Origin of the sequence: Vallitalea pronyensis, from assembly GCF_018141445.1 — a bacterium.
Taxonomy (GTDB): domain Bacteria; phylum Bacillota; class Clostridia; order Lachnospirales; family Vallitaleaceae; genus Vallitalea; species Vallitalea pronyensis.
Map to the genome: position 1 here is coordinate 2222406 of NZ_CP058649.1, position 12228 is coordinate 2234633.

Here is a 12228-nt window from a genome sequence, read left to right on the forward strand (position 1 = left end):
GAAAGTTGGTGTAGCAATGAAAGATGAAATGCCTGTTCTCCTTAAAGACCAATTATTTAATGAAAAGGTAGTCCACCAATTAACAGACTGTATTAGCAAAGTATACTCAACACTTGATAAAGGGTCTTTTGCAGATGATATACTCAAGGGATTTCCTGAACGGGAACTGAAAGAGCGTATGTCATGGGTACGTGAAATAATCGAGAAGTATTTACCAGATGATTATGAGACAACCATTGATCTTTTAATGAAATCCTTACATCATGTTAAAGAAGCCGGTGACTTTACTTTTTCCCCCTATACAGACTATGTGATGGTCAACGGTTGCACAAGGGCGCATTTGCAGTTATCATTAAAAGCCATTGGGGAGTTTACTAAGTTTTTCTCAGGTGAATTTGCTATTAGGCGATTTATTAATGCGTTCCCAGAAGAAACCTATGAACAGATGGAGGTATGGGCACTTAGTGACCATGTAGAACAAAGAAGGTTAGCCAGTGAAGGGTTAAGACCTAAGCTGCCTTGGGCTGTTGCCATTGATTTTGATTATAAAAAAGGTGCTCAGATACTGGAACATCTTTATGATGACAAGGAAAGATATGTCACCCGATCTGTAGCTAACCATTTGAATGACATCTCAAAGATAGATGCGGATTATGTGGTGGGGCTACTGGATAAGTGGCAAAAGTCCAGTAAGCAAACAGATAAAGAAATGACTTATATGATAGGACACGCACTTCGAACATCCATTAAAAGAGGACACATAAACACCTTGACATTTTTAGGTTATGGTGAAAATCCTGACATCGAAGTTAAACCCTTAAACATCCATAAAAAAGAGCTGACATTGGGAGAATGCCTGGAATTTTCATTTGATATCATTTCCAAAAAAGAAGAAGGGCTTATTATAGACTACAAAATAATATACCCTATGGCCAATCAGAAAAAATCAGAAAAAGTATTCAAAATTAAGAAAGTCATCATGCATCCAGGTGATGTTTTAACCATTGAGAAAAAGCATCTTTTCAAGCAAATGACCACTAAAAAACTATACAGTGGTGATTATAAAATAGCCATACAGATTAATGGGAACATCTACAGGACAGGTGAATTCAAATTAGAGGTATAAGATGTAAATTAGATTTTGAACATAGAAAAATATATTAGCATATATAGCGTGTATACCATTAAGCCTATGCAAAAGGACCGTATGAATATAACGGTCCTTTAATGTGCATCATTATGGCGCTTCTGTAAAGATGTCCTTACACTTAGTTTGTAAAATGTCTACATAACAGTCTTGAGATAATCTTCAAGAACATGCTGATGCTTCGTTTCTTCATCCACTAAGCGGTTTAAAATGGCAAGGACTTTATCATCCGATGTTTTTGGAATAAGACCTCTATAAAATTCTGTGGTTATTTTCTCCGTTTCAATAGCGACCTTCAGTACTTCTATTATGGATGTTAACTTTTCTTTTCGACGATTAAATGCTACGTGGTTTGCATAAAAACGAAAATAAGAATCCACTTCTTCTTGAAACAGATAATCATCTACGGAGGTATCCAGTTCATCAAGCATCTGCTGGAAAACTTCAGCATGAGCTTTTTCATCTGATGCAAGTGTTAAGAGAAGCTTTTTCATATCGCCTTTAGCAAGTTCACTGTATTTGTTGTAGAAGGTAACCCCTTCTTCTTCGATTGTAATAGCGAATCGAAGTATTTCTTGTACATTGGCTTGATTCATCATATGGCCTCCTTAGCTAAATTCATTATCATTATAACAAATGTGTTGACTATTTGCAAAAGATACCATTCCAATTTGAACGTGATATTCTAGGATTCCAGTTGGTAAACATATTCCATGGATGAAAAAACAGCATGTATATACCACAAGGAAGTATCGAAGATTATCTAACAAAAATGTAAGAATTATCCATGAATTGTCATGTAAATCAATGGATTGCACGTGGATGAAGTATTATACTGAACCCATGCTTTCTAGAGAGCTTTTAAATGAAACAATCCAACATTAAATGAGAGTATAAAATAAGGAGGTTAACGTTGAAAAGAATAATGACTTTAATGCTCATTTTAATGATGAGCTTGAACATGTATGCACCTGCATATGCTAAAGAAAATGACCAACAAATAGAAAATAAACGTCTTAGTGTGAAACAGCTCCATGAAGACTTTGAGCATTTAACCAAAACCTTAGAGGAAGTTCACCCTAATTTATATGCTTCATATGGGAAAAATAAACTTGAAAGTCAACGTCTTAATATAAAAAAACAGTTGAGTCAACCCATGACCATACTTGAATATTACACCTTAATAGCTCCTTTCATAAGCTTAGTTCAAGATGGCCATACAAGTATCGTTCGACCAAAAGCGTTGATTAATCAAGCCATAGAGGACAGCAAAGTATTTCCACTGGTCACCGAAATACGTGATAATAAAATGTATGTTATTGGTTGTCTAGAGAATCACATCATCCTGCCACTTGGGGCAGAAATAACAGCCATTGAGGACATTCACGTGAAAGAGATCATAACGACACTAAAAAAATATGTTGTAGGCACCCGAGATGCGTACCGAGAAGGACAATTAGAGGAAGCCCTATATGATTTATTGTGGTTGCACTATCATGTGGAAGATACATTCCATGTTACCTATAAATGGAAAGGAAAAGTAAACCATAAAAAAATAACAGGTGTATCAAAAGACATGGTTGACCGTTATTTCAAGAGTAAGTTCAATGACCAAAAGACATATACCTATCGCATACTGAATAATGATATTTGTTATTTGGATATCAACCGATTTAAAGAGCCTTATGCCTTTGAAGGCTTCTTAAAGGACATGTTTCAGACCATGAAAGACAAGCACATTGACAACTTGATTGTAGATATTCGGGATAATCCAGGGGGAGTAGACCGGTTGGGGACAGAACTCATATCCCATCTATATGATAAGCCATTCTCTCAAGTGAGTCGTGTGGATATAAAGGTATCCGAGCAAACGAACTCAGCTTATGGAAAGATAGGCGATATCCTGTCACAGAAGCCTAAAATGGTATTTAATCAACATCTGAGCAATACATTTGATGGTCGGTTATGTTTACTGACGAATCGTAACAGTTTCTCAGCAGCAAGTATGTTCGCTTCTGCCATTAAAGACTATCATCTAGGCATTGTAATCGGGGAAGAAACAGGAGGTCTAGCTACTCAGTACGGTAATATTTACTTTTTTAACCTACCTCACTCCCAATTAAAGGTGTGTGTATCATCCAAGTACATCGTAAGACCTAACGGTGAAGAAACCAAAAGAGGCGTTCAACCCCATTACCAAGTGACACAATCTGTAAAAGACCGAATCAATCATCAGGATACCGTATTGGCATTTGCAAAAGACTATTTATATCATGAGTATGACAAAGAATATAATCAGTTGGGTTACAATGTAGGCGAGGCATTTACATATATAAAGCTGGATCATTCTGACTATCAAACATCTATTGAAGCCATCTATACCATGTACGATACCTATCAGTACGATTTAATCTATGACATGTTATCCGATGACAATCAAAAAATTATCCCCAAAGACATGATGAAAGCATTTATAGATGAAAGGAATAAAGAATTATCCCAGTTTGGTGGGTATCAAAAGATAACCTTATCCGAAGGATGGGGAATCAAAGAAGATGAAACCCTTATACGTTATGCCTTCAAAGGTTATTTAGTATACGAGAAAAAAACCATACCTTTTGAAATTCTACTGGATGAAACAAAACGTATTGAATCGGATAAGATAGATATCTAGTGGCTCTTTTCTTTTTTTGCCCATGGTGTCATGATAGACTATTTTTTACGTTTTTTCCCCACTTTGCCAAAGCTTTAAGGGTTGGCATAAGACTTTCTCCATGCTCTGTCAAGGAATATTCTACTCTTGGGGGAACTTCCAGATACTGTTGACGATGTATGATATGATAGGATTCCAGTTCTTTAAGTGATTGAGTCAGCATCATATTTGTGATGCCATGGATGCTCCTTTTCAGTTCATTGTACCTGACAGGACCTTGTTGATTCAAAGCCCACAGAATGGGTAAACGCCATTTTCCACCGATGACACTCAGTGCATAGGTTAATGAACACTCATCAAAACTATTTTTGTAGACATCTTTTTCCTTCATGTTGATCTCCTATACTCAGTTTTTTCTTTCCTAGTCATGAAATACTGCGTACTTGTTTTTAGTGTGATGCTTGCTATAATGGTATCAAACCTAAAAAAATAAATCAAGAAGGGACTTGGGATAACATGACGATGCGTTATGAAGTGATATCACCTGAAAAGGTAGAGTGTATACAAGATATGTGCAATGAACTGATGCGTTTTCAACAGTCAAAAGCTACCATAACACCTGAACGATTTGATGGCATGTCCTTTGAAACAAGAATGATACCTTCTATGGAAAGTGCTGTAGAAAACTATCTGATGATTGTTAGAGATAAGGAGAATATCGTTGGTTATGTCTATTGCAATATTTCTGAGAAAGAGGTATACGATAATGATTTTGCAACGTTTTTTGATATGGCATCCGTTAGCAAGGAACATGTAGGATGTCTATCCCAATTTTATATAAAAGAGGGATACCGGGGTGCAGGTATTGGCAGCGTGTTATTTGAAAAGGCCATGGCATGGCTGACATCTTTTGATACCATTGAAGATATATTTATCTACGTATCCAATGGTAATGATGATGCTCTGCAGTTCTATCAAAACAAAGGGTTTCAGGTGACCCACCAGATACTGGATGGTTTTATTACCGTATTAAGAAATGTTCCCAACCTTAGTTTTCATGAGGAAAATAGGAAGTAAATGAACGTTTCGTAAAAAAAATAAAATAATGTTCACTTTTTACAACAAAAATGCTATAATAGTGGATGGTCAAAGTAGAAAGTGAGGTTATAGGATGTATAATGATGTGAAAGAAGTACTTCTATCAGAAGAACAGATTGCAGATAAAGTATTGGAACTTGCTCAGTTGATTTCAGAGGATTTTGCAGGTAAACCTTTGATGGTCATAGGTGTATTAAAAGGTGCTAATGTATTTGTAGCAGACCTTATTCGCAAGATTTCTATACCCCTTGAGTTAGATTTTATGGCTATATCCAGTTATGGAACATCCACCCAGAGTTCAGGTATTGTGAAGATTCTTAAAGACTTGGACAAGGATATAAAAGGGTTGCATGTATTGGTGGTTGAAGATATCATTGATACAGGTTTGACACTTAGTTATCTTACAGAAAACCTTCGTTCAAGAGGTGCAGCAGCCATTGAAATATGTACGTTACTGGATAAACCAGAAAGAAGAAAAGCCCATATTGATGTAAAATATAAAGGCTTTAATATTCCCGATGAATTTGTCGTTGGTTATGGTATTGATTATGCTGAGAAATATAGACATCTTCCATTTGTCGGTATATTAAAGGAAGAAGCTTATCAGTAATAGGAATTGTAGATTCGACCCATTAAAAAGGATATGGTGGTTATGCATACGTCTAAATAACGTAGGCATAACCATTTTTTCTTTTTATTAGGAAACACCCATGGCATGCATACATAAGGTATGATGAACATACCCAGTTGAAGTAGTAAAGGGGACTATTGCTCATTGCAACGAATCAAATAAAAAAATAGTGCTTCCTCTTATAATATGACATAGAGTTGTCATATTAAGTATTATATAATAAGCTCATCAATGAAGAGGTGCATCATATAGGTAAGATTCTTTGTTATGATAGGCCTCAAAAATAGGAGGAATGAAAATGAGTAAAATATGTCAAAGTTGTGGTATGCCAATGGAAGATGCTAGTCTGTATGGAGCAAATCAAGATGGAACACCAAATGATGAGTATTGCAAATTCTGTTACCCAAATGGTGCTTTTACAAATCCCGATGAGACCATGGAACAGATGATTGAAACCTGTGTTCCTTTTATGGTGAAAGAAGGTATGGAAGAGAGCCAAGCCAGAGAAATAATGGAAAAGACACTCCCTACGTTAAAGCGGTGGAAACAAGCTTAAACATCCCCATATGACGGTAAAGTTTTTGTATATTAACAGGACCTTTTTCTAATAATAAGTCCGTAATAGATTTTAGAAAGGAGTGTTAATACATGAAAGCTAAGGAGATAATGACGTCTGATATAATTGCTGTAACGGATGACACATCCATTAAAGAAGCGGCGATGAAAATGAGGGATGCAGATGTTGGTTCAATACCTGTTGAAGAAGACCATAAATTAGTTGGTATCTTAACAGATAGAGATATTGTGTTAAAAAGTGTTGCAGAGGATTTGAATGCCAATCAAGCCAAATGTAAAGACATCATGTCTAAAGATGTCATTACGGTTGCACCGGACATGGATGTGGAACAAGTTGTTCATCTTATGTCAGATAACCAAGTCAAGCGAATACCTGTTGTGGAAAACCATAATTTAATAGGTATGATTTCATTAAAAGATGTATCACAAGCCAGAAGCTTTGAAGATGAAGCAGGAGAGGTATTGAACGATATCACGGAAGATTCATTTCATACATTGAGTTAACAATTAAAGCCCTGATCTTATTATGATAAGGGCTTTTTTGTGTTCTCTTTTAAAAATAGCATTATTTTGCTATACCATCACTTAGAATATTACTAGACATCTAAAATATAGTAATATTTTGTGGACCTATATTAAATATTTGCTATAAAAAAAGAAAATATACAGAAATGCTAAAAGAAAATCGATGCTATAATCAATGTATAAGTAGTACAGCTGTAGTACGATAAATTATATGTTGCATGGGAGGATAAGAATGAAAAAAATAATACCAATCATAATGCTTGTTTCACTTATTGTATCTTTAGTAGGTTGTACCACAAAGGAAACCAAAAATGATCAAGTAGCAGCAGAGAAGCATGACGAGCAATTATACATTGAAGTATCAGCTCTTGGAAATTTAGATTATTTTTATGACCATAAAATGGGTATGGAAAAAGTAGGAGAAGAACTGGGTGTCCGAACAGAATATGTAGGCCCAGCAGAATACGATATGAACGCTATGGTTGCAGCATTTGAACAAGCCATTTCTAAAAAGCCCAATGGTATCGTAGTGGTAGGTTTTGAACCGTCTCTTAACAGTATTGTGAACAAAGCCATAGCTGAAGGCATACCCGTGGTTACAGTAGATGCAGATTTACCTGAATCGAATCGTTTAGCATTTGTAGGCACAGGTAACATTAATGCAGGTATAACAGGTGGTAATTATCTGGCTGAAGCCATTGGTGAAAAAGGTAAAGTAGCTATTATGACAAAGCCTGGTCAATCTAACCTTGAAGAGCGTGTGAAAGGTTATGAAACAGCATTTACCAATTATCCAGATATAGAAGTAGTGCAAATAGTGGATACCCAGTCAGACCCTGTTGTTGCGGCACAAGCAGCATCTGCCCTTTTACAAAAGTATCCGGACTTAAAAGGTATTGTATGTGTTGAAGCAGCTGGTGGTTCAGGAGCGGCAACAGCCGTTAGAGAAGCAGGGGTTGCCGACCAAGTTAAAATTATTGCCATGGATAGAGGAAATGAAGTGCTGGAAGCCATTGAGGAAGGTGTCATCACTGCCTCTGTCGCTCAGCAAACAGCGCTGATGCCTTACTATGCGGTACAAATTCTATATAACTTAAATAACAGTAATGTACAGATTACAAAAGACAATGCAAAAGCAAATGTCCTTGGTATTCCTGCAAATGTAGATACAGGTGTTATTATTGTTGATCAAGACAATAATGAATATTTTATGCGATAAAGATAACATAAGGTGGTCTACGGACCACCTCCATGGTTTCTAGCAACAAGAAAGAAGGTGAGTGATTTGGCAGGGTATATTTTGGAAGTTAAAGATATAGAAAAAAACTTTCCAGGTGTTAAAGCGCTTAATAAAGTGAATTTAAAGCTTAAGAAGGGTGAAGTACATGCCCTCATCGGTGAAAATGGTGCAGGAAAAAGCACTTTAATGCAGACGTTGTGTGGTATTCATAAACCTTGTGCCGGCAATATATATATTGAAGATGAACAAGTTACATTTCAATCAGCACAAGAGGCCAATGCCCAAGGGATAAGTATCGTCTATCAAGAACTGAGTTTGGTTCAGAATCTTACCGTTGCAGAGAACATCTTTGCTAATCGTCAACCCGTAAAAAAATGGAATATAATTGATCGGGATCAATTACATGAAGATACACGACACATGTTGCAATTATTTGATGTGGACAATATAAAACCTGATATGCTTGTGAAAGAGCTGTCTGTAGCTAATCAGCAAATCATTGAAATTTTAAAAGCCATGTCCCTAAACCCTAAAATTTTAATCTTGGATGAACCCACATCATCACTGACAGAGGTTGAGGTCAATAAGTTATTTGAGAACATACGAAAAATGAAAAATATGGGTATAACCTTTATATATATTTCGCACCATTTACAAGAAATATTTCAGATTGCTGACCGGGTAACCATTTTAAGAGATGGCCAATATGTCTGCGATGCTCAGGTTAAAGACATTGATGAAGAATATCTGGTAAAAAACATGGTAGGACGAGAAATTAAGAACATGTATGGACAGCGAACAGAAAACCAAGGTATCGGAGAAACCATATTAGAAGTTAAGCAGATCAGTAGAAAGAAAATGTTTAAAGATATTAGTTTTTCTGTTCGAGCAGGTGAGATTGTAGGGTTTGCAGGCTTAGTAGGTGCTGGCAGAACAGAAGTGGGTAGAGGTATATTTGGCGCTGAACCTATTGAATCCGGGGAGATATACATAAAAGGAAAAAAAGTCAATATCCGTTCTCCTAAAGACGCTATAAGGCAGGGTATAGGTTATATGAGTGAAGACCGTAAGTACGATGGTTTGTATTTGAATTTTTCCATTAGAGATAATTTCATTGCCAACAAATTAGAACGTTTTACAAGGGGGCTTTTCTTAAAAGACAATAAGATGGAAGCCTATGCCAAGGCATCTATCGAGAAATTTTCTGTTGTCACACCGGACCATACACGTGCCATAGCCAACTTGTCTGGTGGTAATCAGCAAAAAGTTATGCTAGGTGAATGGTGTGATATAAAACCCAAGGTACTCATTGTGGATGAACCCACCCGAGGGGTTGATATCGGTGCAAAAACAGAGATATACCAACACCTTAGAAATCTTGCAGCGGAAGGTGTCGCTGTCATTGTCATTTCATCGGATTTGATGGAAGTCTTAGGTATCAGCGATCGCATTATGGTCATGAAATCAGGTGAGCTGGTGTGTGAAATGGATAGACATGAAGCAACAGAAGAGAATGTCATAGCCTATGCCACAGGCATAGCGTTAGATGAATAAACAGTAAGGAGGCTTAATGATGGAATGGTTGAGAAGAATGACGAAAATGCGTGAATTTATGATTTTTATGATTGTGACCACAATCTTTGTTGTGATGAGTTTTGCATCACCTTATTTCTTATCCACAGCAAATATATTAGCTTTGTTATTAGGGCTATCCATTGAAACCATGATTGCAGTTGCCATGGTTAATCTTATGGTGAGTGGCGGTTTTGATATGTCCGTAGGTTCTGTAGTTGCCTTTTCAGGTGCGGCAGTAGGTCTGCTCATAAGATCAGGGTTACCTGTTATGGTGGCTATTTTAATCGGTATTATGATTGGTAGTGCCATTGGTTTTATAAACGGGTTTATTGTTTCCAAATTGGGTATTAACCCTTTTGTTACCACACTTGCCAGCCTTAGTATCTATAGAGGATTAACACTGATTTTAACCAAGGGACAGAATGTAACAGGTCTTGGGAGCACGTTTAAATTAATTGGACAGTCTAAGATTCTGGGTATACAAATGCCCATATGGTATGCTGTTATCTTTGTCATTATCGGTGATATATTATTAAGGAAATCCCGCTTTTTCAGACAGAATTATTATATTGGAGGAAATGAAAAAGCGGCTAAACTATCCGGTATTGACGTGATGAAAATGAAAATATTAAACTACGTGTTAACAGGTGCTTTTGCGGCTATGGCAGGTATTGTGATGACATCAAGACTGGGAGCTGCTTCAGTGACCGCTGGTACAGGTTTAGAGCTGAGGGTTATTACAGCTGTTATTATTGGTGGGGCAAGTTTGAATGGTGGAGAAGGTACGGTAACAGGTGCATTTTTAGGATCGCTCTTGATGGCGTTGATCATTAACTCCCTCACCTTGCTTGGTGTAGATGTGTATTGGCAAACTTTCGTCATTGGTGCTACACTGTTATTAGCAGTACTGATTGACCAGTATGGAAAAATTAGAAAAGAAAGAAAAGCATTCGCATAGGAGGTTTGGAAAATGACAAGTTATGAACGTGTTAAACGAGCACTTGAACACAAAGAACCGGATAAGATTCCTTTTGATTTAGGAGGTAGTGTTTTAACAGGTATGAACAAAACATGTTACATCAACTTACGACAACATCTTGGCTTATCCATCGACAACATAGAAATTTATGATGAAATGCAGCAATTAGCCCGTATTGAAGATGATTTGGTTGAGCAATTGGGTATTGATGTACGATGTGTGGACCCATTACCACCATCGGAGCTTGGCTTGAGAAAACCCCCTGCTCAAAAAGGTGACTACTATGAGCGAACAGACGAATGGGGCATTAAGTGGCGAATGCCCGTAAAAGACGGCTTATATTATGATATGCTAGAAGGTCCTCTTAATCAGGTTAATACAAAAGAAGAATTGGAGGCATTTCCATGGCCTAATCCACTGGATGATAAACGATTTGAGACCATGAAGCAGCGTGCGGATTACTATGTCCATGAAGAAAAAAGAGCTTACATTCTTGGCAGGCAATATGCGGGTATTTGGGAAACAGCCCTATGGATGTCAGGTTTTGAAAAATTTTTCATTGACATGCTCATTAACGAAAAATATGCGCATGCCCTTATGGAAAAGATTACAGATTTAAAAATGCAGTATTGGGAAAAAGCATTGGATGCAGTTGGAGATAATGTGCTCATTGTGTCCGAAGCAGATGATTTAGCCACCCAGAACAGCTTACTTTGCTCTGCGGATGCCTATAAAAAAATCGTACACCCTTATCATAAGAAACTCTTTTCATTTATTAAGGAAAAGGCAAAAAGTAAAGTCTACATTTTCTATCATACATGCGGCGCTTGTAAACCCCTTATTCCTTATCTTATTGAAGAAGGCGTTGATATATTAAATCCAGTACAAGTCAATGCCAGCGATATGGACACCAAAGTACTCAAAAGAGAGTTTGGCAAAGATATCACCTTTTGGGGTGGTGGTGTAGACACCCAAATCATCCTGCCTTTTGGCAAACCAGATGAAGTAAGAGAAGAAGTGAAAAGAAGAATTGATCATCTGGCAAAAGATGGTGGTTTTGTCTTTTCTGCTGTGCATAACATTCAAGGAGATGTATCACCAGAGAATTTTATGGCCATGTGGGACGCTTTACAGACCTATGGTCAGTACTAATGCATAATAAGCTTTATTGCTATATGAACCATAAAGCATAAATGATAATTGGCTAGCATAACATGCTAGTCTTATTGTCATTTATGCCCACGCATTTCTAGATGCTTCTAATTTCCTTGCAGCAGACCCATAAATGAAGCATAATAATAGCATGGTTGAAGGTATTTATGATGAGCATCTATAAGGTGAAGTTTAATGACAATATGAAAAGGGTGGTTGGATGGAACAAATTGTAAGAAAAATATTGTTTCCCAGTTTAATCTCTGTACAGGATTTTGCTTATATAGAAGAAGCCCATGGTACATATGAGATGTTAAAGCTCATTGAAGTGGTATTACGATATACCCTAAGGGAATCCGACTATGGTATCTTAGAAAGTGAAATGAAAGCCATGACAGCTATACTTGAATTGTACCGTTATCGCTTTGGTAACTTTCAATATACCCTCCAATACGATGAAGCGTATAAGCTTTTTGAAATACAGCGCTTTTCATTATTGAATGCACTGATGGATGAGCTACAGCAACTTGTTGATGAGGTATCTAACTATCAGCAATTATGTATCCGCATTAAGTTTGACCCTAAAACTCAATCTTTTTATATTAATCCCATAAAAGAGCAATAATAGCATTATCCTATAAGAATATTTTAT

Annotated in this window: 13 protein-coding genes; 11 read left to right on the forward strand and 2 right to left on the reverse strand. The window is 36.8% G+C overall.

The genetic code is table 11. From position 1 onward, the window contains the following. Positions 1-16: 16 nt before the first annotated feature. Complete coding sequence (locus HZI73_RS09125; RefSeq protein WP_212697938.1) at positions 17-1126, forward strand: hypothetical protein; 1110 nt, start codon at positions 17-19, stop codon at positions 1124-1126. Between the two features lie 158 nt (positions 1127-1284). Here the strand turns inward: HZI73_RS09125 and HZI73_RS09130 are convergent, their stop codons facing one another. Beyond that, positions 1285-1746: a ferritin family protein gene (locus HZI73_RS09130; RefSeq protein ID WP_212697939.1), complete on the reverse strand. Its 462-nt coding sequence runs from the start codon at positions 1744-1746 to the stop codon at positions 1285-1287. Positions 1747-2060: 314 nt separating this feature from the next. Here HZI73_RS09130 and HZI73_RS09135 point away from each other — a divergent pair, with 314 nt between their 5' ends. Beyond that, positions 2061-3821, forward strand: a complete 1761-nt coding sequence (locus HZI73_RS09135; RefSeq protein ID WP_212697940.1) for a S41 family peptidase — start codon at positions 2061-2063, stop codon at positions 3819-3821. 28 nt (positions 3822-3849) lie between these two features. On the opposite strand, the gene HZI73_RS09140 is transcribed toward HZI73_RS09135, so the two are convergent. Next, entirely contained in the window at positions 3850-4191 is a 342-nt protein-coding gene (locus HZI73_RS09140) for a winged helix-turn-helix transcriptional regulator (protein ID WP_212697941.1), read from the reverse strand. 179 nt (positions 4192-4370) lie between these two features. Here HZI73_RS09140 and HZI73_RS09145 point away from each other — a divergent pair, with 179 nt between their 5' ends. The 9 genes from HZI73_RS09145 to HZI73_RS09185 all read left to right on the forward strand — a co-directional run bounded on the left by HZI73_RS09145 (position 4371) and on the right by HZI73_RS09185 (position 12201). Then, entirely contained in the window at positions 4371-4877 is a 507-nt protein-coding gene (locus HZI73_RS09145) for a GNAT family N-acetyltransferase (RefSeq protein WP_212697942.1), read from the forward strand. A gap of 94 nt (positions 4878-4971) precedes the next feature. Continuing rightward, on the forward strand, positions 4972-5508 hold the full coding sequence (gene hpt / locus HZI73_RS09150) for a hypoxanthine phosphoribosyltransferase (RefSeq protein ID WP_212697943.1): 537 nt from the start codon (positions 4972-4974) through the stop codon (positions 5506-5508). Positions 5509-5827: 319 nt separating this feature from the next. Continuing rightward, a complete protein-coding gene (locus tag HZI73_RS09155; RefSeq protein WP_212697944.1) occupies positions 5828-6085 on the forward strand; it encodes a zinc ribbon domain-containing protein in 258 nt (85 codons plus the stop codon). 92 nt (positions 6086-6177) lie between these two features. Continuing rightward, positions 6178-6609, forward strand: a complete 432-nt coding sequence (locus HZI73_RS09160) for a CBS domain-containing protein (RefSeq protein ID WP_212697945.1) — start codon at positions 6178-6180, stop codon at positions 6607-6609. Between the two features lie 253 nt (positions 6610-6862). Further along, a complete protein-coding gene (locus HZI73_RS09165) occupies positions 6863-7849 on the forward strand; it encodes a substrate-binding domain-containing protein (protein ID WP_212697946.1) in 987 nt (328 codons plus the stop codon). Between the two features lie 66 nt (positions 7850-7915). Then, entirely contained in the window at positions 7916-9424 is a 1509-nt protein-coding gene (locus HZI73_RS09170) for a sugar ABC transporter ATP-binding protein (RefSeq protein WP_212697947.1), read from the forward strand. Between the two features lie 16 nt (positions 9425-9440). Continuing rightward, positions 9441-10403: an ABC transporter permease gene (locus HZI73_RS09175; RefSeq protein WP_212697948.1), complete on the forward strand. Its 963-nt coding sequence runs from the start codon at positions 9441-9443 to the stop codon at positions 10401-10403. Positions 10404-10415: 12 nt separating this feature from the next. After that, positions 10416-11576 (forward strand): uroporphyrinogen decarboxylase family protein, encoded by a 1161-nt coding sequence (locus HZI73_RS09180; RefSeq protein ID WP_212697949.1) that lies wholly within the window; start codon positions 10416-10418, stop codon positions 11574-11576. Between the two features lie 220 nt (positions 11577-11796). Further along, positions 11797-12201 carry a sensor histidine kinase gene (locus HZI73_RS09185; protein ID WP_212697950.1) on the forward strand — a complete coding sequence of 135 codons (405 nt, stop codon included), beginning with the start codon at positions 11797-11799 and terminating at the stop codon, positions 12199-12201. Positions 12202-12228 lie beyond the last annotated feature (27 nt).

Bases quoted from the DNA above. Each gene is read 5' to 3' on its own strand.
- HZI73_RS09160 (WP_212697945.1), top strand. From the start codon at position 6,178: ATGAAAGCTAAGGAGATAATGACGTCTGATATAATTGCTGTAACGGAT.
- HZI73_RS09145 (WP_212697942.1), top strand. From the start codon at position 4,371: ATGTGCAATGAACTGATGCGTTTTCAACAGTCAAAAGCTACCATAACA.
- HZI73_RS09180 (WP_212697949.1), top strand. From the start codon at position 10,416: ATGACAAGTTATGAACGTGTTAAACGAGCACTTGAACACAAAGAACCG.
- HZI73_RS09165 (WP_212697946.1), top strand. From the start codon at position 6,863: ATGAAAAAAATAATACCAATCATAATGCTTGTTTCACTTATTGTATCT.
- HZI73_RS09185 (WP_212697950.1), top strand. From the start codon at position 11,797: ATGGAACAAATTGTAAGAAAAATATTGTTTCCCAGTTTAATCTCTGTA.
- HZI73_RS09125 (WP_212697938.1), top strand. From the start codon at position 17: ATGAAAGATGAAATGCCTGTTCTCCTTAAAGACCAATTATTTAATGAA.
- HZI73_RS09155 (WP_212697944.1), top strand. From the start codon at position 5,828: ATGAGTAAAATATGTCAAAGTTGTGGTATGCCAATGGAAGATGCTAGT.
- HZI73_RS09140 (WP_212697941.1), bottom strand. From the start codon at position 4,191: ATGAAGGAAAAAGATGTCTACAAAAATAGTTTTGATGAGTGTTCATTA.
- HZI73_RS09175 (WP_212697948.1), top strand. From the start codon at position 9,441: ATGATGGAATGGTTGAGAAGAATGACGAAAATGCGTGAATTTATGATT.
- HZI73_RS09130 (WP_212697939.1), bottom strand. From the start codon at position 1,746: ATGATGAATCAAGCCAATGTACAAGAAATACTTCGATTCGCTATTACA.
- hpt (WP_212697943.1), top strand. From the start codon at position 4,972: ATGTATAATGATGTGAAAGAAGTACTTCTATCAGAAGAACAGATTGCA.